This is a genomic window from Haemophilus influenzae (assembly GCF_900475755.1).
Taxonomy (GTDB): Bacteria; Pseudomonadota; Gammaproteobacteria; order Enterobacterales; family Pasteurellaceae; genus Haemophilus; species Haemophilus influenzae_D.
In genome coordinates, this window is the sequence record NZ_LS483411.1 from 690,736 (window position 1) to 713,868 (window position 23,133).

23 protein-coding genes and 2 tRNA genes are annotated in these 23,133 nt (G+C 37.3%); 14 read left to right on the top strand and 11 right to left on the bottom strand.

The window, feature by feature from the left end; translation table 11 throughout:
* Positions 1-3: 3 nt before the first annotated feature.
* Positions 4-1,353: a porin gene (locus DQN24_RS03495; RefSeq protein ID WP_041175378.1), complete on the bottom strand. Its 1,350-nt coding sequence runs from the start codon at positions 1,351-1,353 to the stop codon at positions 4-6.
* A gap of 197 nt (positions 1,354-1,550) precedes the next feature.
* Between DQN24_RS03495 and DQN24_RS03500 the strand changes: the two genes are divergently transcribed.
* A complete protein-coding gene (locus DQN24_RS03500) occupies positions 1,551-1,838 on the top strand; it encodes a YfcZ/YiiS family protein (RefSeq protein ID WP_021035670.1) in 288 nt (95 codons plus the stop codon).
* Positions 1,839-1,935: 97 nt separating this feature from the next.
* Here DQN24_RS03500 and cpdA read toward each other — a convergent pair whose 3' ends face one another.
* From cpdA to DQN24_RS03525, 5 genes are all read right to left on the bottom strand, one after another.
* The gene (gene cpdA, locus DQN24_RS03505; RefSeq protein ID WP_111695405.1) at positions 1,936-2,760 is read right to left on the bottom strand and encodes a 3',5'-cyclic-AMP phosphodiesterase; all 825 of its coding nucleotides are present in this window, start codon (positions 2,758-2,760) and stop codon (positions 1,936-1,938) included.
* 9 nt (positions 2,761-2,769) lie between these two features.
* Positions 2,770-3,402 (bottom strand): ADP-ribose diphosphatase, encoded by a 633-nt coding sequence (nudF, locus tag DQN24_RS03510; RefSeq protein WP_021035668.1) that lies wholly within the window; start codon positions 3,400-3,402, stop codon positions 2,770-2,772.
* 193 nt (positions 3,403-3,595) lie between these two features.
* Positions 3,596-4,915, bottom strand: a complete 1,320-nt coding sequence (gene xseA / locus DQN24_RS03515; RefSeq protein ID WP_111695406.1) for an exodeoxyribonuclease VII large subunit — start codon at positions 4,913-4,915, stop codon at positions 3,596-3,598.
* Between the two features lies 1 nt (position 4,916).
* Positions 4,917-6,131 carry a cupin domain-containing protein gene (locus tag DQN24_RS03520; protein WP_021035666.1) on the bottom strand — a complete coding sequence of 405 codons (1,215 nt, stop codon included), beginning with the start codon at positions 6,129-6,131 and terminating at the stop codon, positions 4,917-4,919.
* Positions 6,132-6,133: 2 nt separating this feature from the next.
* Positions 6,134-6,442, bottom strand: a complete 309-nt coding sequence (locus DQN24_RS03525; protein ID WP_005652202.1) for an RnfH family protein — start codon at positions 6,440-6,442, stop codon at positions 6,134-6,136.
* A gap of 166 nt (positions 6,443-6,608) precedes the next feature.
* On the opposite strand from DQN24_RS03525, the gene pth reads away from it, so the two are divergent.
* The 3 genes from pth to DQN24_RS03540 all read left to right on the top strand — a co-directional run bounded on the left by pth (position 6,609) and on the right by DQN24_RS03540 (position 10,290).
* Positions 6,609-7,193 (top strand): aminoacyl-tRNA hydrolase, encoded by a 585-nt coding sequence (gene pth, locus DQN24_RS03530; protein ID WP_005652204.1) that lies wholly within the window; start codon positions 6,609-6,611, stop codon positions 7,191-7,193.
* A 48-nt stretch (positions 7,194-7,241) separates the two neighbouring features.
* On the top strand, positions 7,242-8,333 hold the full coding sequence (ychF, locus tag DQN24_RS03535) for a redox-regulated ATPase YchF (protein ID WP_021035665.1): 1,092 nt from the start codon (positions 7,242-7,244) through the stop codon (positions 8,331-8,333).
* Between the two features lie 73 nt (positions 8,334-8,406).
* Positions 8,407-10,290 carry an acyltransferase family protein gene (locus DQN24_RS03540; protein WP_111695407.1) on the top strand — a complete coding sequence of 628 codons (1,884 nt, stop codon included), beginning with the start codon at positions 8,407-8,409 and terminating at the stop codon, positions 10,288-10,290.
* A 42-nt stretch (positions 10,291-10,332) separates the two neighbouring features.
* Here DQN24_RS03540 and rnd read toward each other — a convergent pair whose 3' ends face one another.
* From rnd to DQN24_RS03565, 5 genes are read right to left on the bottom strand one after another with little or no spacing between them, the layout of a single operon-like run.
* Positions 10,333-11,475, bottom strand: a complete 1,143-nt coding sequence (rnd, locus tag DQN24_RS03545; RefSeq protein WP_021035663.1) for a ribonuclease D — start codon at positions 11,473-11,475, stop codon at positions 10,333-10,335.
* Between the two features lie 55 nt (positions 11,476-11,530).
* A complete protein-coding gene (gene fadD, locus DQN24_RS03550; RefSeq protein WP_021035662.1) occupies positions 11,531-13,219 on the bottom strand; it encodes a long-chain-fatty-acid--CoA ligase FadD in 1,689 nt (562 codons plus the stop codon).
* Between the two features lie 42 nt (positions 13,220-13,261).
* On the bottom strand, positions 13,262-13,813 hold the full coding sequence (locus DQN24_RS03555; protein ID WP_021035661.1) for a Slp family lipoprotein: 552 nt from the start codon (positions 13,811-13,813) through the stop codon (positions 13,262-13,264).
* Positions 13,814-13,837: 24 nt separating this feature from the next.
* On the bottom strand, positions 13,838-14,548 hold the full coding sequence (tsaB, locus tag DQN24_RS03560; protein ID WP_021035660.1) for a tRNA (adenosine(37)-N6)-threonylcarbamoyltransferase complex dimerization subunit type 1 TsaB: 711 nt from the start codon (positions 14,546-14,548) through the stop codon (positions 13,838-13,840).
* A gap of 13 nt (positions 14,549-14,561) precedes the next feature.
* Positions 14,562-16,484, bottom strand: a complete 1,923-nt coding sequence (locus DQN24_RS03565) for an ATP-dependent DNA helicase (RefSeq protein ID WP_021035659.1) — start codon at positions 16,482-16,484, stop codon at positions 14,562-14,564.
* A 325-nt stretch (positions 16,485-16,809) separates the two neighbouring features.
* Here DQN24_RS03565 and ybgC point away from each other — a divergent pair, with 325 nt between their 5' ends.
* The 10 genes from ybgC to iscR all read left to right on the top strand — a co-directional run bounded on the left by ybgC (position 16,810) and on the right by iscR (position 23,072).
* Positions 16,810-17,220, top strand: coding sequence for a tol-pal system-associated acyl-CoA thioesterase (gene ybgC / locus DQN24_RS03570; protein WP_005656389.1), 411 nt, complete (start codon positions 16,810-16,812; stop codon positions 17,218-17,220).
* Positions 17,221-17,236: 16 nt separating this feature from the next.
* Positions 17,237-17,923, top strand: a complete 687-nt coding sequence (gene tolQ, locus DQN24_RS03575) for a protein TolQ (protein ID WP_050949013.1) — start codon at positions 17,237-17,239, stop codon at positions 17,921-17,923.
* Positions 17,924-17,993: 70 nt separating this feature from the next.
* A complete protein-coding gene (gene tolR, locus DQN24_RS03580; RefSeq protein ID WP_005649190.1) occupies positions 17,994-18,413 on the top strand; it encodes a colicin uptake protein TolR in 420 nt (139 codons plus the stop codon).
* 15 nt (positions 18,414-18,428) lie between these two features.
* Positions 18,429-19,589: a cell envelope integrity protein TolA gene (tolA, locus tag DQN24_RS03585; RefSeq protein WP_111695408.1), complete on the top strand. Its 1,161-nt coding sequence runs from the start codon at positions 18,429-18,431 to the stop codon at positions 19,587-19,589.
* A 41-nt stretch (positions 19,590-19,630) separates the two neighbouring features.
* Positions 19,631-20,914 (top strand): Tol-Pal system beta propeller repeat protein TolB, encoded by a 1,284-nt coding sequence (gene tolB, locus DQN24_RS03590; RefSeq protein WP_041175377.1) that lies wholly within the window; start codon positions 19,631-19,633, stop codon positions 20,912-20,914.
* Positions 20,915-20,937: 23 nt separating this feature from the next.
* A complete protein-coding gene (pal, locus tag DQN24_RS03595; RefSeq protein WP_005669131.1) occupies positions 20,938-21,399 on the top strand; it encodes a peptidoglycan-associated lipoprotein Pal in 462 nt (153 codons plus the stop codon).
* A gap of 154 nt (positions 21,400-21,553) precedes the next feature.
* Positions 21,554-21,629: transfer RNA gene (locus DQN24_RS03600), tRNA-Lys, on the top strand.
* A 23-nt stretch (positions 21,630-21,652) separates the two neighbouring features.
* Positions 21,653-21,728: transfer RNA gene (locus DQN24_RS03605), tRNA-Lys, on the top strand.
* Positions 21,729-21,841: 113 nt separating this feature from the next.
* Entirely contained in the window at positions 21,842-22,567 is a 726-nt protein-coding gene (gene trmJ / locus DQN24_RS03610) for a tRNA (cytosine(32)/uridine(32)-2'-O)-methyltransferase TrmJ (protein WP_050847278.1), read from the top strand.
* Between the two features lie 52 nt (positions 22,568-22,619).
* Complete coding sequence (gene iscR / locus DQN24_RS03615) at positions 22,620-23,072, top strand: Fe-S cluster assembly transcriptional regulator IscR (protein ID WP_005659892.1); 453 nt, start codon at positions 22,620-22,622, stop codon at positions 23,070-23,072.
* Positions 23,073-23,133: the final 61 nt, after the last annotated feature.

Sequence of the window (23,133 nt, forward strand, 5' to 3'; positions counted from 1 at the left end):
GGATTAGAAACTATAATTTAAGTTTAAGCCGTAAAGATTTGCGTGTGCTTGAGAAGTGTAATTTGCGGTTGTTGTTATGAAGCCACCTACAGCTTTTTGTACTTCTTTAAAGTGAACTTTTTTGCCTTTTAAGTAAGCATAGCCAAGATCAACAGATAAATTCGGCGTGAATTTATAGGTTGCCCCTAAACTATACCAAGTGCGATCGGTATCTGGAATTGCAGCACTACGGTGATGACGAGATGCAGCTTGATCGTAAGCAATACCCGCACGTAAGGTTAATTTTTCATCAAGATTATAACTTGCCCCTAATGCAACACGAGAGTTATTACTGTATTGCAATTCTTTATCAAAAGCTTTCTTACCATCTTCGAAGCTAGCATGTAATTTTGTTAAACGACTCCAATGGGTATATTTATAACTATAATGCACTGCAAATTTGTCAGTTAATTGATGGAAACCAGAAAGTTCTAAGTAATCTGGCAATGTAAGGGTTAAATTACCTTTTTTCCCTGCCTCAATAACCTCTGCTTCTAAACTAGTGGCAGTGCGGTCAGTAAAATCAATGTCCACTTTAGAATGATAGGCTAAACCAATTCGGTTAGCTTCATTAAATTGATACATTACACCTGCATTCCAGCCAAACCCCCAAGCTGCTCTATCTTGTAATGACACAACAGATTTGTCTTTAGAGGTCAAATAGTCAGTAGCTTTATCTTTAGGATTTACTGTTTTGATTGCGTTTTGTGCAATCTTAACACTCTCCGCAATAATACCCGCATTCCGTTCAACTTGGGCTTTAGCATAAACTGCATTTACCCCTAAACCTAGGCTCAAGCCTTCTGTTACTCGATAAGCACCACTTAAATTTAAGTTGATAGCAGTCAAGTCAGTTTTTCCACCAAATACACCAGCATCATAACTATCGTCATATTTACTTTTTAAACCGAAATTGACATTCATTCCTGCGCCCAGCGCGAATTTATCATTCACTGGCGCAACGAAATAAAGATTTGGCACAAAAGCACCAGGAATAACATTACGCGCTGAAGCTGAGCCGTACTTTGTTGTTCTCATTGTAGTAGCTGTTATAGAAGAATCTACATCACCATTCATATTAATTCTAGAATCAACATAAACGCCACCCGTGGAAAACTGTGCAGTTTTAAATAAACTCATCAAAGCTGGGTTAGTTGCCACGACAGAAGCATTATCTGCAATCGCCGCTTCACCCGCATAGGCACGACCAAGCCCAGAAGTAGAAACTTCCGCCAATTGGAAAGCCGCCGCATTTGCACCACCTGCAGCCAACAACATTGCCGTTGCTAATATAGATTGATTAAATTTTTTCATTTGGAACCCTTTGTTATAAATAAAAATTTGGGCAATTGTAAAGCCAGAATCTATTGAGTGCAACTATTTTTATTAGAGCTACGATCAGTTAGCAGGAGTTTTTTGCATTTAATGGATTGTTTTGTTCAATTTTTGTCATTTATGGGGAACAAGAAAAATGATAAAATGTGCCAAAATATTCATATAAGGAAAAGAAAATGACCGTAAAATGCAAAGCAGAAGAATCCTTAACTTGTAGCTGTGTTGATGTAGGCACAATTATTGATGGCTCTGACTGTACCGTAGAAGTACATCAAGTTTATAACACAGAAGCTGATGCCAATGCAGCGCTTGAACGATTAACAAAGAAAGCGCGCAATACAGAAAGCGATCCTTGCGAAATTAAAAGCGAAATCGTGGCAGTTGAAAACGGCGTTCAACTAAATGCTTCTTTCACTTTTAGTTGCCAAGCAGAAGCGATGATTTTTGAACTGGCGAATCGTTAAAAACAATTAAAAATTTGACCGCACTTTTATTGAATTAGAATAGTGGACGTTTTAAAAATACGCACTATGAAAACGATTTTTAAAACGTCCACAAAATTTAATATCCCTCTTCTTGCATATTCGGCAAAAATTCCGCTTGCTGAATACGCTTTACTTCCGTACGAATTGAACCATCTGAATATAGCTCAATTTCACGCCAACCAGGCTGTAAGGTATCAAGAGAAAAATACTGGCAATCAGGTTTAAATTGAATACAAGTTGCTGGCGTTGCCATCACTTGATAACCATTCCATTCACTGTTTACTTCTTGATGAATATGCCCATACAAAATAGCTTTCACATTAGTAAAAGGCGAAAGCACTTCTGCCAATTCGTGAGAATTACGAAGATTATGTTGATCAAGCCATGCGGAATTAGTTGGTAATAAATGATGGTGTAATACAACCAACGTATAGCGTTCAGGATTTTTTTCTAAGGTTTCTTTTAATAAATCGAGTTGATGTTGGCTTAGTTGTCCGTGCGGTACACCGTAAACTTGGCTATCTAACAATACAGCTTGCCAATGTTCGCCCAATAGAAGATGTTTTGCCGCGTTCATTGGTGGTTGATTTAAAAATTCTGCCATTTTAGGCTGAAAATCGTGATTTCCTGGAATCCAAAATACGGGTTTATTGAAAGGCTTCATCATTTCTACAAAACGAGTGTAACCTTCATCACTACTATCCTGCACCAGATCGCCTGTAGCAAGAATCACATCAAATTGGTTATTTTCTTGCTGAATTTCCTTTAATACTTGAGCAAAACTTGCTTGTGTATTTACCCCCAATAATTCCGCACTTTCATCTTTAAATAAATGGGGATCCGTAATTTGTAATAATTTAATAACAGGCTTTTCCGCCTGATAAACAAACGTATTTTTCATTAATGCCCCCTAACTACATTTCCAACTTTGTTGTAACTGAGCATAATTTAATTGAAGCCACTGCAATCCAATCACTGCAATGCCATTATCAATTTTCCCCTCGCACATCCATTGATACGCCTGTTCACGTTTTACTACCTGTACTCGAATATCTTCATTTTCTTCAGCCAAACCGTGAATACCTTTTGCTTGTGAGCTATCCACTTCGCCTGCAAATAAATGAATCCGCTCCACTATGCCACCTGGGCTATCCCACACACTTAAACAATGCGTTAAATTTTTGACTTGAATTCCCGCTTCTTCTTCACTCTCACGCAAAGCAACTTCTTCTGGCTTTTCGCCTTTTTCCACCATACCCGCAATTAGTTCAAGTAACCAAGGCGAACGATTAGATTCTGGATGATAAGCCGCACCAATACGAACTTGTTCGACTAAAATCACAGAATCTTCTTTTGGATCATAAGCGATAACTGCTGAGGCGGCACCTTTAATCAGTAATTCTCGGGTTACGATGCCACTTTGCCCTCCAGCAAAAAGTTTATGTTTAAATTGGATTTGTTTAAGTGTGAAAAAACCTTCATACAAAGTTTGTTCGCCCAATATTTCTATATCTTGTTGGCTAAAATGTTGAATTTCTGACATCTGTTTTCTCCAAAACTGAACGCAAAATCATACGCTTAAAAGACTACAAAAAAATAGAAGGTTTCCACTTTTTGTTGAAAGTTTGAAGTGAGTCACAAAATAAAATACCGTGATAATTTATCAATAATCACGGCATTCTTTTTTCAGAAGTATGTAAGATAATGTTTTACTCCATTTTTACAAAACAGATATTCTACAAAACCTTACTCACAATTTTTCCATCAGCCACTTGAGTTGTAATGAAATCCCCTTGATTGACATCTTTCACACTAACAATGGCTTTACCTTGTGGGTTTTCCGCAATGGAATAACCTCTTGCCAATACTTTCAACGGGCTTAAGCTATCCAGTTTTCCGCATAACGTTGCCAGTTTATTTTGACGCTCCGTCACTTGGCGATTTACGCAAAAATTTAACCGCACTTTTAGCTGCTCTAAGCGTTGTTGATGACGTTGCACTCGATATGGCAATGGATTTTGTTTTAAACGAACAGAAAGTGCGGTGAATTTTTGTTGTGTATTTTCAAACTGACGCAACATTGCAAGTTGCAAGCGATGCGTAAGCTGTGCATTTTTCGCTTGTTGAACACGTAACTGATTCTGTGGATGCTGATTGTGTAATCTTAAGGTTAGCTGTTTCAAACACTGGCTTTTTCGCGTAAATAAACGATCAAATGCCATATCTAAACGTTGCTGTTGATGGCGAAGTTGTTGCAATAATTCATCTTGATTACGACTAACTAACTCAGCCGCTGCGGAAGGGGTCGGCGCACGAAGATCTGCCACAAAATCGGCAATCGTCACATCTGTTTCGTGTCCCACCGCACTGATAATGGGTAAGGTTGAACGAAAAATCGCTCGCGCCACGTTTTCTTCATTAAAACACCAAAGATCTTCTAATGAACCACCACCACGCCCAACAATTAATACATCCACTTCTTGTCGCACATTAGCAAGTTCAATCATTTGCACAATTTCTGCTGTCGCCTCTTTACCTTGAACTGCAGTGGGATAAATAACAACTTTTAAACTTGGATCACGGCGTGCCAAAATATGCAAAATATCTTGCAATGCCGCACCTGTAGAAGAAGTTATAATCCCAACGGCTTTACTAAAGTGCGGTAGATTTTTCTTGAGATTTTGAGCAAACAATCCCTCCGTAGCCAACTTCATTTTTAACGCTTCAAATTGCTGTTGCAATAATCCCTCGCCAGCTGGGTGCATAGAATCAATAATAAGTTGATAATCGCCGCGAGGCTCATATAAACTCACATTGGCACGCACAAGCACTTGCATTCCATTTTGTGGACGAAAAGCAACACGCAAATTTTTCATACGAAACATCGCACAACGCACCTGTGCATTTTTATCTTTCAGCGTTAAATACCAATGCCCAGACACAGGTTGGGTAAAATTGGAAATTTCCCCCGTCAGCCAAATTTGGGAAAAATGCCCCTCCAACATCTGACGTGCGGCAGAGTTGAGTTGAGAGACGGAATAAATATTGTCTGACATATTATTCAATTAACACCCAACCATCATCAACCCAGTTACAAATTGAATCTAACAGCAAATCCATTGAGGTTTTAGGATCTTCGGTTTTATTCACTAAACTTGATAAAAATGCCCAATCTAAACTTTCGCCGTCAGATAAGCGTTTTAATACTTCGCTCTCAATTACATTAAGTTCATCTAACCATTCGCCATTCGCATAAATTCGCAGCGGATTTTCGGTGTAAAGCAATTTACAATTGTTGTCTTGAGAAAGGAACGCGCCATCTTCTTCTAAAATTGACCGCACTTCATCTGGATCGCACATTTCATCAGAAACCAATAACTCATAACGACGAGAACTCACCGCACTTGCCACAGCTTGTTTAAATAACGTATCAAAAGCTTTTGAATTAGCCAATTTATCTAATAAAAGCTGTTTCATTGCTTGAATATTTTCATCTGCCAGTTTACCTGTACGTTGTTCAGATTGGCTTAAACGTAGCGGCAAATCAAATTCACTTAAATTCAAATCAGGATCTTGATGACAGAAACCTTTGCTTACGCTATCAATCAAATTGCTTAAATTTGGATAACGCAAGCCAAAAGAAAAGGTTAAACAATCATCTTCAGCCACGCCATAATGTGCCATACGGGCTGGAATATACAAAATATCGCCTGGATTCATTACTTCATCAATGACTAATTCGCCCATATCATCAAAAATTCGGATCGATTGATTTGGTTTAAATTCAGTGCTTGCATCACACCATTTACCCACTTGCCAACGACGATGACCATAGCCTTGCACTAAAAATACATCATATTCATCATAATGCTTGCCGACAGAGCCACCTTTCGGGGCGTAAGACACCATAATGTCGTCACGTTGCCATTGAGGAATAAAGCCAAATTTGTTCCAAAGTTGCCCTAATTCAGGCGACCATTGCTCCAAATTTTGAACTAATACCGACCATTTTTCTGGTAACTTTTGGAAATCCTTTTCGCTTAAAGGGCTAAAAAAAACTTTCCAATTATCATCAGAAAATGTCTTTACTAAACGAGCAGTAACATCTTCATTTTGTGCAAGTTCAATAATATCTTGTGGCTCAAACTGCCCAACAATTTCAGGTAAACCGTTACGAATTACAAGTGGCTTTTTCTGCCAATAATCACGTAGAAAAATTTCTGGCGTGATATGTTCAGGTAAACAAAAATCAACAGATGAAAGTGCGGTCATTTTTAAGCTCCTTTTTCTTTATTTTTAGCGGCAGCTTGTTCTGCTGCACGTTTACGGCGAATTTCTTTCGGATCAGCAAGTAATGGACGATAAATTTCAATACGATCGCCCTCTTTTAATACATCAGTCAATTTTATTGGACGACTGAAAATCCCAATTTTATTTGTACTCAAATCAATCTCTGGAAATTGGCTTAAAATCCCCGATTGCGTAATCGCCGTTTGCACGGTGATTCCTTCATCAACTTGAAAAGATTTCAAATAATAACGTTCGGGAAAAGCATAAGCGATTTCAATGTTAATCTGATTCATTTTTACTTCTTCATTAAAAAATTTTAACCATTATAACGGAAAAGTGCGGTGACTTTTAATGATAAATCACGTGCAATAAATTACCCCTTTGTTTCCGCCTTATAGATTGAGAATTTAAGGCTTTTTCGCTACAATACGCCACTATTTTTTACATCATCAAATAAAAATGTCAGAAATAAAACTCATTGTTGGTTTAGGCAATCCTGGCGAAAAATATGCCGATACACGCCATAATGCAGGCGAATGGCTTATTGAACGCTTGGCACGTCGTTTTAATGTTTCGCTAAATCCTGAAAATAAATTCTTTGGAAAAACTGTCCGCACTTTATTGAATGGAAAAGAAGTACGCCTTTTAGTGCCAACAACTTTTATGAATTTAAGCGGTAAAGCAGTTGGCGCATTGGCAAGTTTTTATCGTATTAAACCTGAAGAAATTTTGGTTATTCACGATGAACTAGATTTGCCTGCTGGCACAGCAAAACTCAAACAAGGCGGTGGGCATGGAGGGCATAACGGCTTAAAAGATATTGTGGCTCAATTAGGCAATAACAATAATTTCTACCGTTTACGTATTGGCATTGGGCATCCTGGCCATCGTGATTTAGTGGCAGGTTACGTCTTAAATAAACCATCTCCAGCAGATCGCGATGCACTTGAAAAAGTGCTAGATGAAGCCACTGATTGTGTGGAAATGATTTTCAAAGATGGAATGGTCAAAGCGACCAATCGTTTAAACAGTTTTAAAATTTAAAAGTGCGGTTAGTTTTACAACCGTTTTACTCAAAATAAGGGAAAAATTATGGGATTCAAATGTGGTATTGTGGGATTGCCAAATGTGGGCAAATCTACTCTTTTTAACGCACTCACTGAAGCAGGTATTGAAGCCGCAAACTATCCATTCTGTACTATCGAGCCAAATACGGGTGTCGTGCCAATGCCAGATCCGCGTTTAGATGCATTGGCAGAAATCGTTAAACCTGAACGCGTATTACCAACCACGATGGAATTTGTGGACATTGCAGGCTTAGTTGCGGGAGCAAGTAAAGGCGAAGGCCTGGGTAACAAATTCCTCGCTAATATTCGCGAAACCGATGCGATCGGTCACGTCGTACGTTGCTTTGAAAACGACGATATTGTACACGTTGCAGGGAAAATTGACCCACTTGATGATATTGATACCATCAATACCGAATTAGCTTTAGCTGACTTAGACAGCTGTGAACGAGCGATCCAACGTTTACAAAAACGTGCTAAAGGTGGCGACAAAGAGGCTAAATTTGAACTTTCCGTTATGGAAAAAATCCTCCCAGTGCTTGAAAATGCAGGAATGATTCGCTCAGTTGGATTAGACAAAGAAGAATTGCAAGCAATCAAGAGTTACAACTTCTTAACTTTAAAACCAACAATGTATATCGCAAACGTAAATGAAGATGGTTTTGAAAATAATCCATATTTAGATCGCGTTCGTGAAATTGCCGCAAAAGAAGGGGCGGTGGTTGTTCCTGTATGTGCAGCGATTGAATCTGAAATTGCAGAACTTGATGATGAAGAAAAAGTCGAGTTTTTACAAGATTTAGGCATTGAAGAACCGGGATTGAACCGCGTAATTCGTGCGGGTTACGCACTTTTAAATCTTCAAACTTATTTCACTGCTGGCGTAAAAGAAGTACGAGCTTGGACTGTTTCAGTTGGCGCAACCGCACCAAAAGCAGCCGCTGTAATCCACACCGACTTTGAAAAAGGCTTTATCCGAGCAGAAGTTATTGCTTATGAAGACTTTATCCAATTCAACGGTGAAAACGGTGCAAAAGAAGCAGGTAAATGGCGTTTAGAAGGTAAAGATTACATCGTACAAGATGGCGATGTAATGCACTTCCGATTCAACGTGTAAAAATATATAAAAAAATAACCGCACTTTTGACGCATAAATCAAGGTGCGGTTTATATTTTATAAAAGGAATATTATGTCATCTATTAAATATCGTCCAGAAATTGATGGACTACGTGCAATTGCTGTTATTTCAGTCATTATTTATCATCTTAATGAAAACTGGTTATCTGGTGGTTTTCTTGGGGTGGATATTTTCTTTGTTATTTCTGGTTTTCTGATTACGGGTATTATTATCACAGAAATTCAACAGAATTCTTTTTCGTTTAAACAATTTTATACTCGACGTATTAAACGAATTTATCCTGCTTTTATTACAGTGATGGCATTAGTGTCTTTCATTGCGTCTGTTATTTTCATTTATAATGATTTTAATCAATTAAGAAAAACCATTGAATTAGCTACAGCTTTCTTATCTAATTTCTATTTAGGTTTAACACAAGGTTATTTTGATTTAAGCGCAAATGAAAATCCTGTGTTACATATTTGGTCATTAGCCGTAGAAGAACAATACTATCTTATTTTTCCACTTATCCTAATTTTAGCTTATAAAAAATTTAGAGAAATTAAAGTATTATTTATTATAACGCTAATTTTGTTTTTTATTTTACTTGCCACCTCTTTTATTCCAGCTAATTTTTACAAAGAAGTATTGCATCAGCCTAATATTTATTATCTCTCTAACCTAAGATTTCCAGAATTACTTGTAGGATCTTTGTTGGCAATTTATCATAATCTTTCAAACAAGGTTCAATTGAGTAAGCAAGTAAATAATATTCTGGCTATCTTAAGTACATTACTATTATTTTCCTGCTTATTTTTAATGAATAATAATATTGCATATATTCCAGGTATTACTTTAATTCTTCCTTGTATTTTTACAGCATTAATTATTCATACCACATCACAAAATAACATCATTAAATTATGTTTATCTAATAAAGCAATAGTGTTTATTGGGAAAATCTCTTATTCCCTTTATTTATACCATTGGATTTTTATTGCTTTTGCTTATTACATTACTGGAAGCAAGCAGATTCAAGGCATTACAGTTTTAATTGTTGTTATATTAACTATTATTTTTTCTATCACAAGTTATTATTTAATTGAGCAACCTATAAGAAAATCAAAATTAAACTTTAAACAGGCATTTATCTATTTTTATCTAATTCCATCTCTTTTTATTATTGGTTATAACACTTATGAAAGAAAACAGATTAGAAAAGAAAAAGAACATATTGAACAAGATGTTTTATCTGTTAATTTAGAGAATAACTTCCCAACTACAGTTTTAACAATAGGGGATTCTCATGCTGGTCATCTTACTTATTTTTTAAAATATCTTGGTAAGCAAGAAGGATGGAAGTCAACTATTTTAAGCATAACTGATGGGAAGGATTGTTTTGTTTTAGTGGATAAAAGCAATAGAATAACATCTGAGTGTCAAGAGTTATTTGATGAGATTAATTCACCTAAATATAAAGCTATTTTTATTTCTGGATTTTATGATTTAAGAATGGGAGGACAACCTGTTCCAAGATTTAACGCAGAATCAGCTATTATTCCTAACTTCAAAATAAGATTTAGGGAAACAATAAAATTACTTGCTAAATCAAAATCGGTTTATATCTTTGCAAATAACAGTTCTATTAGCAGATCACCTATTCGTGGATATTTACTAGAGAAATATGGACTTGAAAAGTATTTAGAACCAATTCGTAGAATGGGCGATATTGATGCGAGTAACAAAATCATTCACGATTTAATCAAAGATATTCCTAATGTTTATTGGGTAGATGCTCAACAGTATTTACCAAAAGATAGCGTTATGGCAGAAGGAAAATACTTATATGGAGATCAAGATCACTTAACAAATTTTGGTGCTTACTATATGGCAAAAGAATTTAGTAAATATCAACGAGTGATGACACCTGAACAAGTGAAAAAACTCTACGAGTAGAAACTAAAAGCGTTGAGCTATTTGCCCAACGCTTTTTTATATTTACCTAAGTTCATCAACTAACTTCTCACCAATAGGTTTTCGCCATCCAATCAGCAATTCTGGTAGTTTATCTTGAGAACAATCATATTTCCAAACCCATTTAATTAATTCATCCAAAGTGCGTTTACTCGCAACAATTTCAGGGGATAAACCTGCTGGTGTTAAGCTATTCACTTTTTCTTGTAACAATCGAATTGTTTTTTTATAACGAGGATCTTCAGAAATACGTTCAATAGGTTTTGGGTAATCATTAGGCGAAACACGTCTTACTTGAGCAAGTAATTGTAAAATCTTTTTACCACGCACGCGTACTTCATTTTCAGTTAATCCCATTTCCAACATTTCAGATGTATTACGTGGATTATTTTTTGCCACTTTCCAAAGATTATCGGATTTCACAATATAAGAAAGTGCTAAATCACGCTCTATTGCGACGTTTTGTCGCCACTGAGCCAAAATTCTTAAACGAGACAATTCAAATGGATTTAATTTCCAAGCATTTGGAATATCTAAATACGCTTTTTCTGAATCTCGCTCTTGTAATTTATGTGTTTTAGCAAGAGCCAGTTCGCAATCATCTCTTACTGCTTGTTCCCAAGGTGTTTTCGCTAACTCTTTTTCAAGAATATGATAAAGCGGTAACAAATACCAAACATCGCCTGCGGCATACTGAAGTTGAATATCAGAAAGGGGGCGTTTAATCCAATTGGTGCGAGTTGCACCTTTATCGATTTCTACATTTAAGTATTGTTGTGCTAATTTTGCCAAGCCTGCTGATGTGCCCAGCCCAATAAAGCGTGCCATAATTTGCGTATCAATCATTGGGCGTGGAAGCTGATCAAATTCTTGTAAGAAAACCAATAAATCTTCACTACAAGAATGTAAGATTTTTAATACCTTAGGGTTGGATAACAATGCGACAAAAGGCGAAAAATCCGTAATCGCTAAAGGATCAATTAAAGAGACGCGCTCGCCATCATAAAGTTGGATTAATCCCAACTTAGGAAAATAAGTGGAAACACGCATAAATTCAGTATCTAAGGCGACCGCACTTTGCTGCTGAGCCAAATTACAAATTTCCAATAGCGAAGTATTATCCGTAATGACTGTAAAGTGCGGTGGATTTTGACATTCTTTTATCATAGTGATTTTTTATTTGAAAAGAACAAAAATGGGATATTGCTATCCCATTTTGACATTAATGTTTTGGACGTTTTGCGATCTCTTCATCGCGTAAAACCCGACGTAAAATCTTGCCAACATTAGTTTTTGGTAGTTCGTCTCGGAACTCAATTTCTTTTGGCACTTTATAGCCTGTGAGATATTGACGACAATGGTTGCGAAGTTCATCACGAGTTAAACTATCGTCCTTTTTCACCACAAAGATTTTTATCGTTTCGCCAGAAACTGCGTGAGGAACACCAATTGCCACAGCCTCAGCCACTTTGTAATTCAGCATAACGACATCTTCAATTTCATTTGGATAGACATTAAAGCCAGAAACCAAAATCATATCTTTTTTACGATCCACAATGCGTAAACTATATGATTCATCCATAATGACAATATCGCCAGTTGCCATCCAACCGTCTTTTAACACTTCACTGGTTGCTTCAGGTCGTTGCCAATAACCTCGCATTACTTGATCGCCTTTCACCCATAATTCGCCAGCTTCGCCAATTTTTGCATCAGAGCCATCATCTTTAATGATTTTTATATCTGTATTTGGCACTGGCACACCAATAGTGCCATTATGTTTCACAACATTAATCGGACAAGCAGAGATCAATGGCGAACACTCCGTCATTCCATAACCTTCAATGATGTTACAGCCCGTTAATTCGTGCCAACGTGTTGCTACAGACTGTTGAATAGCCATACCACCACCAACAGAAAGTTTCAACGCAGAAAAATCAACTTCTTTGAAATTTTCATTATTTAACAAGGCATTAAATAAGGTATTTACACCAGTGATTGCTTCAAAACGGTATTTTTTCAACTCTTTCACAAATCCTTCAATATCTCTCGGATTAGTAATTAAGATCGCCGTGACGCCTAATTCCAAAAATAATAAGCAGTTTACCGTTAAGGCAAATACGTGATAAAGAGGCAAGGCTAAAATAGCTGAACGAGTGCGAGAATGATCGCCAATAAATGGCTCTGCAATCCATTTTGCTTGGAATACATTGGTTATAATATTTCCGTGCGTCAGCATTGCACCTTTCGCCACGCCTGTTGTGCCGCCTGTGTATTGTAAAAAGGCTAAATCCTCACGCGATATTTCTGGACGAACATATTGGCGATATTTACCAATACTCAATACTTCACGGAATGTTACTGCGTGCGGTAATTTGTATTTCGGCACGAGTTTTTTCACATATTTCACAACAAAATTAACCAAAGTACGTTTACCAAATGAAAGTTGATCGCCCATTCTGGTAAGAATAACGTGTTTGACATTAGTATTGAAAACAACTTTTTCTAAGGTAGAAGCAAAATTTGATACCACGACAATCGCCACCGCACCACTATCTTGCAACTGATGTTCTAATTCTCTCGGTGTATAAAGAGGATTGACATTTACTGCAATTAAGCCAGCACGCAAAATACCAAAAAGTGCGATGGGATATTGCAGTAAATTTGGCATCATTAATGCCACGCGATCGCCACGTTGAAGTTTAAATTCATTTTGCAAATACGCGGCAAATGCACGACTGCGTTCTTCTAATTTACGGAAAGTAAGTACTTGCCCCATATTAATGTAAGCGGGGCGATCTGGATGTTCACGCACTGCTTTGTCGAACATATCCAAAATAGATTCATATTTTGAGGTATCCAAAAATTTTTCAGAACCTTCTGGATAATTTTGAAACCAAATTTTTTCCATTTTTTATCCTAATTTGTTGGAAAATCTTTAAGATTTTATCATTTAATTCAAATAATAGTGAATTTCAGGCTGAACATACCAAGGGCGATGTCTCCATCTAAAAAATCCCCAATCATCGTCTTCATCCCAATCATCTGTTGGATACTCATAGATGGTACTGAGTGTCCAAATACGGTATTTATCCGCTTGAACAACAGGATAAGTATAATCAGCTTGTTCTATTTTGCCTTTCTCTGTTCCTGCTAATTGACCACCCACCGTAATATAGCGTTCTTTTAAATTTTCAGGCTCCACAAAACCGTTGAAATAGACGATAAAGCGACCATCGGATTGAAATTCAACAAATGGTTTACCTGAAATTGATGATACGGGTAAACTTAACACTTCAATTTTTGTTTGATTTGCTAAAACGGTAGTATTGACAATTTTTCCTCCAAGTCGAACCGTTTTACAATGGCAGGTTAAATCCTGAGGAGAAATCTCGCGATAGGAATTAATAGAGAATCGCTCTTTTTCTAACCCTTTTGGTGGTGCAATACAGCCCGTTAATCCGAAACAAAGTGCGGTAAAAAATAAGGTTATTTTTCCTTTCATTTTCTATTCTCCTATTATTTAAACTTATTCACGTCCTGGTAATTTTTTCCAAGTAACCTCGTTTCGCAAATAAATCGGTTTAATCTCTAAAGCTGAAATTGTGCGTTTTTGCAAAAATTCTACTCGCGCAAGTTCTAACATATATAAGGCATTAGGTAATTCTATATCTGAGCCAGTTAGATTTTTTTCAGTAAATTGAGAATAAGCAGCCCAACCAGTCCCAACTCTAAATGCGTTATCATTTTGAAGCTGGTTAATTGCTTGTTCTGGGGAACAAACTTGTTCGCTAATGATTTCTCGCCATTGAAAAAACTCTGCGAAATCTGACCGCACTTTTTCTCTCACTAATTGAGAAAAATAGACTTCATTCATTCTGGCATCAATTGCGGCAACAACATTTTCTGCTTGATGTAATTCAAATGCCGCCTGTGCCATTGCGGTTAAATTTGAAACTGGAATCACAGGTAAACCCGCCCCAAACGCTAAACCTTGTGCAATCCCAGCACCAACACGAACTCCAGTAAAACTACCTGGGCCACGCCCAAAGGCAAGCGCATCAACTTGATTTAAACCGACCCCCGAATTTGCCAAAATTTCATCAATCATAGGCAAAATTCGTTTAGTATGAGTGCGTTGTGCAAGTTCATTAATATGTGTTTTTTCGCCACGATGAAATAAGGCGACTGAACAGGCTTCAGTAGAAGTGTCCAACGCCAATAAAGTTAAATTTTGCATTATTTATTCTCGTTTATTTATTTTGTAAGAATTGTATCACTTTGTTGAGATCACGGGTACGACTTGAGTTAGGTAAACTTTTCAAAAAAGTTTCGCCATAATTCCGCATTACTAATCGATTATCACAAATAATTACAACGCCACGATCTGTAACATCACGAATTAAACGTCCTACGCCTTGTTTCAAGGCAATTACCGCTTCAGGAATTTGAATGTCGTTGAATGGATCGCCACCTTGTAAACGACAATCCTCAATGCGAGCTTTCAACAAAGGTTCATCTGGCGCAGTAAAAGGAAGTTTATCAATAATGACTAAAGAAAGTGCATCGCCGCGTACATCTACACCTTCCCAAAAGCTAGAAGTTGCCACCAAAACGCTATGCGTTTCTTTTATAAATTGCTCGAGTAATTTGCCTTTTGAGGTTTCGCCTTGTAATAAAATCGAAAGATGACTTTTTTCACGGAAGTATTCTGCTAAACCACGCATCATTGAATAAGAAGTGCAAAGAACAAAGCAACGCCCTTTGTTTGCTTCAATCACGGGTAATAACATTTCGCCTAGTGAATTTAATGTATTCACTTGATTAGTATTTGGCAAATATCGAGGCACACAAAGCAAAGATTGTTCAGGATAATTAAAGGGACTATATAAAATTTTTTGTGTCGCGTTTTCAATGCCTAAACGTTGGCAGAAATGATTAAAAGTTCCCCCCACTTCTAATGTCGCAGATGTGAATATCCAAGCGGCTTCTTTCGCTTCAAGCTGAGCACCAAATTTATCTGCTACTGTCAATGGCGTAATATGTAAACCAAACTGGCGACCATTTCCTTCATACCAATAACAATAACCCACAATATTTGTTTCAGATAAACGCTTAAGCTGAATTTTAATGGATTCAACACGCTCAAAAATACTGTCTAAAGTTTGAGAACGACCAAGCGATAATTTAATTACCTCAGCTAAAAAATCTATTTTCTCTTGTAATAATTCAAAGGCTTTTTTCACCGCACTTTGCCTGTAAAGCTCACGCCAATTTCCTCGAACATTACTCCCATTACCCAGTAATAAGCGAAAATCTTGTACAACCTTCAGTAAGGTATCAGATGTTGTGCCAAGCTGTTGCATATCTTTGAGTTCTGTGCGATAGACAATATTAATATCTTTGCATAAATCAAAAAGCTGGCGTGATGTTAAAGATTGACCAAAATATTGACTGGCAATATCTGGTAACTGATGAGCTTCGTCAAAAATAATCACTTCTGCATTTGGAATAAGTTCGCCAAAACCACTTTCTTTCACAGCCATATCTGCAAAAAATAAGTGATGATTAACCACAACCAAATCAGCATTTAATGCTTTTTTACGTGCATTTGCCACATAACATTCTGAATAATTAGGACAATCTGTTCCTAAACAGCTTTCCGCCGTACTCGTCAGTTGTGGAATAATAGGACTATCTTCTGCAAGCTCAATACATTCTGTGAAATCGCCTGTTTTAGTACTATTGTTCCATTTTCGTACTTTACTTAGTTCAGCTAAAACAGACTTATCGCCAAGCACACCTTGAGCAATTACTTGATCTAAACGCTCTAAACAAAGATAGTTTGCTCGACCTTTTAGCAACGCAATTTTTCCCGTGAAATTAAGGGCTTTTTTAATAGCAGGCAGATCTCGATTAAAAAGCTGATCTTGAAGATTTTTAGATCCTGTAGAAATAATGGTTTTTTTACCAAAAACTAAAGCAGGCGCAAGATATGCAAAGGTTTTTCCTGTACCCGTTCCTGCTTCAATAACAAGGGAAGATTTATTTTGAATTGCTTTACCAACAGCATATGCCATTTCAAGTTGTTCAGTTCGAGGACGAAAACCTTTGATATTTTGGCTTAATTCGCCATTTAGTGAGAAAATATTGGCAATTTGATTTTCGTAATCCATTTAGTAAAACATATTTTTAAAGTCAATAACCGTTAAGATTGTCGCATAGAAACGCTAAATATCAAGAATAAAAATACTGCTGGTTTAAGATTACATAGAGGCTATTTTTAAAGAACGGTTATGCTTTGAATGGTTTTTGCTCAATTCAAAAGGTTAAAAATGATTTGCCATTACCTTATCTTTTGCTAGTCAGGCTAAAAGTGCGGTAAAAATTTTGGATGTTTTAAAATGAATAAAATCTTATTGAGTTTTTTCATAGATATCTTGCTTATCCCAAAAACTGGTTCTAGAATACATGGTTTATTGCAATCAATCGGGTAAGAATATGCTGGGAAATTGCTTTTCTTTTCCTGTTCGTGTGTATTATGAAGATACTGATGCAGGTGGTGTGGTGTATCACGCTCGTTATTTGCATTTTTTTGAACGAGCAAGAACAGAATATTTGCGTATATTAAATTTTACGCAACAAACCTTACTAGAGGAACAACAACTCGCATTTGTTGTCAAATCACTCGCCATTGATTATTGCGTGGCAGCAAAATTGGATGATTTACTTATGGTGGAAACAGAAGTTTCAGAGGTAAAAGGGGCTACAATCCTTTTTGAACAGAGACTGATGCGCAACACCCTGATGTTATCAAAGGCTACTGTTAAAGTAGCCTGTGTTGATCTAGGCAAGATGAAACCTGTGGCGCTTCCCAAAGAAGTTAAAGCTGCATTTAATCACTTAAAATAACTTTTCGGAGTATGCAATGACTGCAGAATTGAATTTTTTAGATCTTTTTCTAAAAGCAAGTATTGTTGTGCAACTGGTAATTGTGATTTTGATTTCTTTCTCAATCATATCTTGGGCAATTATCATTCAACGTAGCCGTATTTTAACGAATGCCTTAAAAGAAGCGCATACATTTGAAGATCGTTTTTGGTCAGGAGAAGATTTAAATAAACTTTATGAAGGGCTATCTAATCGTCGCGATGGATTAACGGGAAGCGAACAAATTTTTTGCGTGGGATTTAAAGAATTTTCACGTTTAAAACAAGTAAATCCAGACGCTCCTGAAGCGATTATTAAAGGCACAACGCGCGCGATGAATCTTGCGATGAACCGTGAGATTGAAAGCTTGGAAAATCGAGTTCCATTCTTAGCCACAGTGGCATCTGTTAGCCCTTATATTGGTTTATTTGGTACTGTTTGGGGAATTATGCACGCTTTTATGGCATTAAGTGGTGCAAAACAAGCAACATTACAGATGGTAGCACCAGGTATCGCCGAGGCCTTGATTGCCACTGCAATTGGTTTATTTGCCGCAATTCCAGCGGTAATGGCTTATAACCGTTTAAGCTTACGAGTGAACGCAATTGAGCAAGATTACGTTAACTTTATTGATGAATTTACGACGATTTTACACCGTCAAGCCTTTGGTAAAGCCCCTCACTAAAAATAGGGAAAATTGACCGCACTTTAAAGAAAAAGTGCGGTAAAAATAAGTTAAAATTTTAGAGGAATATATGGCTCGTCGTCAGCGTAAAGCAATTAAATCTGAAATTAATATTGTGCCTTTTTTAGATGTGCTTTTAGTTTTAGTGTTAATTTTTATGGCAACCGCCCCTATTATTAGTCAAAGCGTTCAAGTTGAATTGCCTGATTCTGTGCAAAGCCAAGAGGTTTCTAATGAAGATAAAGTGCCTGTAATTCTTGAAGTGGCAGGCATTGGAAAATATGCGATTTCTATTGGCGGAGAACGTCAAGAAGGTTTAACAGAAGAAATGGTTACTCAATTATCTAGACAGGAATTTGATAAGGATAATAATACGCTATTTTTAGTAGGCGGAGCTAAAGAAGTGCCTTATGAAGAAGTGATTAAGGCATTGAATTTACTTCATCTTGCAGGCATTAAATCTGTAGGTTTAATGACAAATCCCATTTAGCTAAGTAGGTAACACGTGCAAAATAATCGACAAAAGAAAGGAATCAATGCTTTTGCTATTTCTATCCTTTTGCACTTTATCTTGTTTGGCTTATTGATTTTAAGTTCACTTTATCACACCGTTGAAATTATGGGTGGTGGAGAAGGTGAAGGAGATGTAATAGGGGCAGTGATTGTTGATACGGGTACGGCTGCTCAGGAATGGGGGCGTATTCAACAACAAAAAAAAGGGCAAGCGGATAAACAAAAACGCCCAGAACCTGTTGTGGAAGAAAAACCACCTGAGCCTAATCAAGAAGAGATTAAGCATCAACAAGAAGTTCAACGACAAGAAGAGTTAAAACGTCAGCAAGAACAACAACGTCAGCAAGAACAGCAACGTCAGCAAGAAATCAAAAAACAACAAGAGCAAGCTCGTCAAGAAGCGTTGGAAAAACAGAAGCAAGCTGAAGAGGCTAGGGCTAAACAAGCTGCTGAAGCTGCAAAATTAAAAGCAGATGCAGAGGCTAAACGTTTAGCTGCTGCGGCAAAACAAGCTGAAGAAGAGGCTAAAGCGAAAGCAGCAGAAATTGCTGCTCAAAAAGCAAAACAAGAGGCGGAAGCTAAGGCGAAACTAGAAGCCGAAGCCAAGGCAAAAGCCGCTGCTGAAGCTAAAGCAAAGGCTGAAGCTGAGGCAAAAGCGAAAGCAGAAGCTAAAGCAAAGGCTGAAGCTGAGGCAAAAGCAAAAGCTGATGCAGAAGCTAAAGCGAAAGCCGCTGCGGAAGCAAAACGTAAAGCAGATCAAGCAAGCCTAGATGATTTCTTTAACGGCGGGGATGTTGGTGGCGGCAGTGCATCTAAAGGGGGAAACACTAATAAAGGTGGAACTCAAGGTAGCGGTGCTGCACTTGGCTCTGGCGATGGTGGTAAGGTTGGGGATCAATACGCAGGCGTAATTAAGAAAGAGATTCAACGTCGTTTCTTAAAAGATCCAAGTTTTGCAGGAAAGGTTTGTCGTATTAAAATTCAATTAGGTCGAGATGGCACGATCTTGGGCTATCAAAAAATTTCAGGCCCTGATGATATTTGTTCAGCGGCATTAAGTGCGGTGGCTAGAACGAAAAAAGTTCCAGCTGCGCCATCAGATGAAATTTATGAAAAATATAAATCGCCAATTATTGACTTTGATATTCGATAATTCTTTATAAAAATTTATTGTTAAATTTTAAAGGTAACAAAATGAAATTATTAAAACATTTAGTGGGCGTATTCGCGATTATACTTGCTATTACTCATAATGTATTCGCTGGTGATGAAGTACGCATTGTCATTGATGAAGGGGTTGATGGTGCGCGCCCTATAGCTGTCGTACCATTTGTTGGTTCTGCACCAGAAGATATTAGTAAAATTGTTGCAGATGATTTACGTAACAGTGGTAAGTTTAATCCTATTGCAGTGTCTCAAATGCCTCAACACCCAACTTCAGCAGCTGAAGTAAATCCTGAAGCTTGGTCGAATATTGGAATTGACGCAATTGTAATTGGACAAGTGATTCCATCGGGTAACGGTTATAGTATTACTTATCAATTAATTGATACGGTTGGTGCATCAGGTACGCCAGGGGCTGTATTAATGCAAAATAGCTATACGGTGACAAATAAATGGTTACGCTATGGTGCGCATACTGTGAGTGATGAAGTTTTTGAAAAATTAACTGGGATCCGTGGTGCCTTTAGAACTCGTATCGCTTATGTTGTGCAAAAAAATGGCGGTTCGCAACCTTATGAAGTTCGTGTAGCAGATTATGATGGCTATAATCAATTTATCGTCAATCGTAGTGCTCAACCAATTATGTCTCCAGCTTGGTCTCCAGACGGCCAGCGTTTGGCTTATGTATCGTTTGAAAATAAAAAATCACAACTTGTTGTACAGGATTTGAATTCTGGTACGCGTAAAGTAGTGGCATCTTTTCAAGGGCATAATGGCGCGCCAGCCTTTTCGCCAGATGGTTCTCGTTTAGCTTTTGCTTCTTCTCGTGATGGCGTTCTGAATATTTACGTTATGGGAGCAAATGGCGGTACGCCTACTCAATTGACGAGTGGTGCGGGTAATAATACTGAACCAGCGTGGTCGCCAGACGGAAATTCAATTTTATTTACATCCGATAGAAGTGGCTCGCCACAGGTTTATCGAATGGATGCAAACGGTGGTAGCGTAACCGCAGTGGGTGGTCGCGGTAGCGCACAAATTAGTGCAGATGGAAAAACACTTGTGATGATTAATGGTAACAATAATGTAGTTAAACAAGATCTCACAACGGGCGTTTCAGAGGTACTTAGTACATCTTTTCTAGGCGAAAGCCCAAGCCTTTCTCCAAATGGAATTATGATTATTTATAGTTCTACACAGGGCTTAGGAAAGGTGCTACAATTGGTTTCTGCAGATGGTCGCTTTAAGGCGAGCCTTCCAGGAAGTGATGGCCAAGTGAAATTTCCAGCTTGGTCTCCATACTTAACTAAATAAAAAACTCATTTAGGAGAAATCTAATGAACAAATTTGTTAAATCATTATTAGTTGCAGGTTCTGTAGCTGCATTAGCGGCTTGTAGTTCCTCTAACAACGATGCTGCAGGCAATGGTGCTGCTCAAACTTTTGGCGGATACTCTGTTGCTGATCTTCAACAACGTTACAACACCGTATATTTTGGTTTTGATAAATACGACATCACCGGTGAATACGTTCAAATCTTAGATGCGCACGCAGCATATTTAAATGCAACGCCAGCTGCTAAAGTATTAGTAGAAGGTAATACTGATGAACGTGGTACACCAGAATACAACATCGCATTAGGTCAACGTCGTGCAGATGCAGTTAAAGGTTATTTAACTGGTAAAGGTGTTGATGCTGGTAAATTAGGCACAGTATCTTACGGTGAAGAAAAACCTGCAGTATTAGGTCACGATGAAGCTGCATATTCTAAAAACCGTCGTGCAGTGTTAGCGTACTAATTCTTGGTATTTCTAATACTTGAAAAACAGGATCCATTTTTTATTGGATCCTGTTTTGTTTTCATCGTTTGTAATTTAACCAATTAGCTTGAAAGAATGAATTTATTCTTTTGATTCTAAAATAAATGCGTTATCATTAACTCATCGACACAGTGGGTCGTTAGCTCAGTCGGTAGAGCAGCGGACTTTTAATCCGTTGGTCGAAGGTTCGAATCCTTCACGACCCACCACTCTCTGATTTAGTTGTCCAGTTGGGTTGTTAGCTCAGTTGGTAGAGCAGCGGACTCTTAATCCGTCGGTCGAGAGTTCGAGCCTCTCACAACCTACCATTCTTATTTCTATTCTTCATCTCTAATTTAAATTTCTTTAATTTACTTAAATTCTTGACTATTTTTAGCGGTTATTATGGTAGAATATCCCTAAATTTTAGTCGGGCATCATTATGTTGGAAAATATTCGTATTGTTTTAATTGAAACTTCTCATAGCGGTAATATTGGTTCTGCGGCTAGAGCAATGAAAACGATGGGATTGAATCAACTTTGTCTTGTATCGCCAAAATCTATTGACGAGCAATCTTATGCACTTTCTGCAGGTGCGGAGGATATAGTCAAAAATGCAATGATTGTAAATAGTTTTGATGATGCAGTAAAAAATTGTTCGTTAGTTATTGGAACAAGTGCGCGTTTACGTCATTTGCAAAATACCTTAATTGAGCCGAGAGAATGTGCAGATAAAGTGATCGCACATAAAGGCAAGATAGCTATTGTGTTTGGTCGTGAACGTATTGGATTAACCAATGAAGAATTGTTGAAATGTCATTATCATTTGAATATTCCAGCTAATCCTGATTATTCTTCTTTAAATTTAGCAATGGCTGTGCAGTTGGTAAGTTATGAATTGCGTATGGCTTTCTTAGTTCAAAATAATAAGAAAAATTCACTTTCTTTAATAGAGAAAAACTATCCAACAGCAGATCAGTTAGCTTATTTTTTTGACCACACAGAACGTATATATCAATCTCTTGGATTTATTCAAAATCAAGGAGTTATGCGTAAATTAAAGCGTTTATACTATCGTGCGAAATTAGAGAAAAACGAATTAAATATTTTAAATGGCATGCTAAGTGCGGTTGAAAAACGAATTGATTTAACAAATGAGGATAATTGACTCAATTAGTCAGATATGTAAGTATTGCACCATTAATTTTTAGGGATTCTTTATGAAACTTACTTCAAAAGGTCGTTATGCAGTTACAGCCGTTTTGGATATTGCTTTAAATGCAGATGGCGGGCCTGTAAGCCTTGCGGATATTTCTGAACGCCAACATATTTCCTTATCTTATTTAGAGCAACTTTTTGCTAAATTACGTAAAGACGGTTTAGTCAAAAGTGTTCGCGGACCCGGAGGGGGTTATCAGTTAGGGCTACCAAGTGAACAAATTTCTGTAGGAATGATTATTGCAGCAGTAAATGAAAATATTCACGTAACGAAATGTTTGGGGCGTGAAAATTGTAAAAATGGTGTGGAATGTTTAACTCACGAACTTTGGGAAGATTTAAGTTTACGTATTGAAAGTTTTTTAAACGAGATTACCTTAGCTGAGCTGGTAAATAAGCGTAATGTAAAGCGTCAATCTCATCGTGATTTTAACAATTTGTTAGTTAATCAATAAAAAGGATAAGCCGGATATTTTTCAAATAAAAAAAGTGCGGTTATATTTAGCATAATTTAGG

Bases quoted from the DNA above. Each gene is read 5' to 3' on its own strand.
- DQN24_RS03495 (WP_041175378.1), bottom strand. From the start codon at position 1,353: ATGAAAAAATTTAATCAATCTATATTAGCAACGGCAATGTTGTTGGCT.
- DQN24_RS03500 (WP_021035670.1), top strand. From the start codon at position 1,551: ATGACCGTAAAATGCAAAGCAGAAGAATCCTTAACTTGTAGCTGTGTT.
- cpdA (WP_111695405.1), bottom strand. From the start codon at position 2,760: ATGAAAAATACGTTTGTTTATCAGGCGGAAAAGCCTGTTATTAAATTA.
- nudF (WP_021035668.1), bottom strand. From the start codon at position 3,402: ATGTCAGAAATTCAACATTTTAGCCAACAAGATATAGAAATATTGGGC.
- xseA (WP_111695406.1), bottom strand. From the start codon at position 4,915: ATGTCAGACAATATTTATTCCGTCTCTCAACTCAACTCTGCCGCACGT.
- DQN24_RS03520 (WP_021035666.1), bottom strand. From the start codon at position 6,131: ATGACCGCACTTTCATCTGTTGATTTTTGTTTACCTGAACATATCACG.
- DQN24_RS03525 (WP_005652202.1), bottom strand. From the start codon at position 6,442: ATGAATCAGATTAACATTGAAATCGCTTATGCTTTTCCCGAACGTTAT.
- pth (WP_005652204.1), top strand. From the start codon at position 6,609: ATGTCAGAAATAAAACTCATTGTTGGTTTAGGCAATCCTGGCGAAAAA.
- ychF (WP_021035665.1), top strand. From the start codon at position 7,242: ATGGGATTCAAATGTGGTATTGTGGGATTGCCAAATGTGGGCAAATCT.
- DQN24_RS03540 (WP_111695407.1), top strand. From the start codon at position 8,407: ATGTCATCTATTAAATATCGTCCAGAAATTGATGGACTACGTGCAATT.
- rnd (WP_021035663.1), bottom strand. From the start codon at position 11,475: ATGATAAAAGAATGTCAAAATCCACCGCACTTTACAGTCATTACGGAT.
- fadD (WP_021035662.1), bottom strand. From the start codon at position 13,219: ATGGAAAAAATTTGGTTTCAAAATTATCCAGAAGGTTCTGAAAAATTT.
- DQN24_RS03555 (WP_021035661.1), bottom strand. From the start codon at position 13,813: ATGAAAGGAAAAATAACCTTATTTTTTACCGCACTTTGTTTCGGATTA.
- tsaB (WP_021035660.1), bottom strand. From the start codon at position 14,548: ATGCAAAATTTAACTTTATTGGCGTTGGACACTTCTACTGAAGCCTGT.
- DQN24_RS03565 (WP_021035659.1), bottom strand. From the start codon at position 16,484: ATGGATTACGAAAATCAAATTGCCAATATTTTCTCACTAAATGGCGAA.
- ybgC (WP_005656389.1), top strand. From the start codon at position 16,810: ATGCTGGGAAATTGCTTTTCTTTTCCTGTTCGTGTGTATTATGAAGAT.
- tolQ (WP_050949013.1), top strand. From the start codon at position 17,237: ATGACTGCAGAATTGAATTTTTTAGATCTTTTTCTAAAAGCAAGTATT.
- tolR (WP_005649190.1), top strand. From the start codon at position 17,994: ATGGCTCGTCGTCAGCGTAAAGCAATTAAATCTGAAATTAATATTGTG.
- tolB (WP_041175377.1), top strand. From the start codon at position 19,631: ATGAAATTATTAAAACATTTAGTGGGCGTATTCGCGATTATACTTGCT.
- pal (WP_005669131.1), top strand. From the start codon at position 20,938: ATGAACAAATTTGTTAAATCATTATTAGTTGCAGGTTCTGTAGCTGCA.
- trmJ (WP_050847278.1), top strand. From the start codon at position 21,842: ATGTTGGAAAATATTCGTATTGTTTTAATTGAAACTTCTCATAGCGGT.
- iscR (WP_005659892.1), top strand. From the start codon at position 22,620: ATGAAACTTACTTCAAAAGGTCGTTATGCAGTTACAGCCGTTTTGGAT.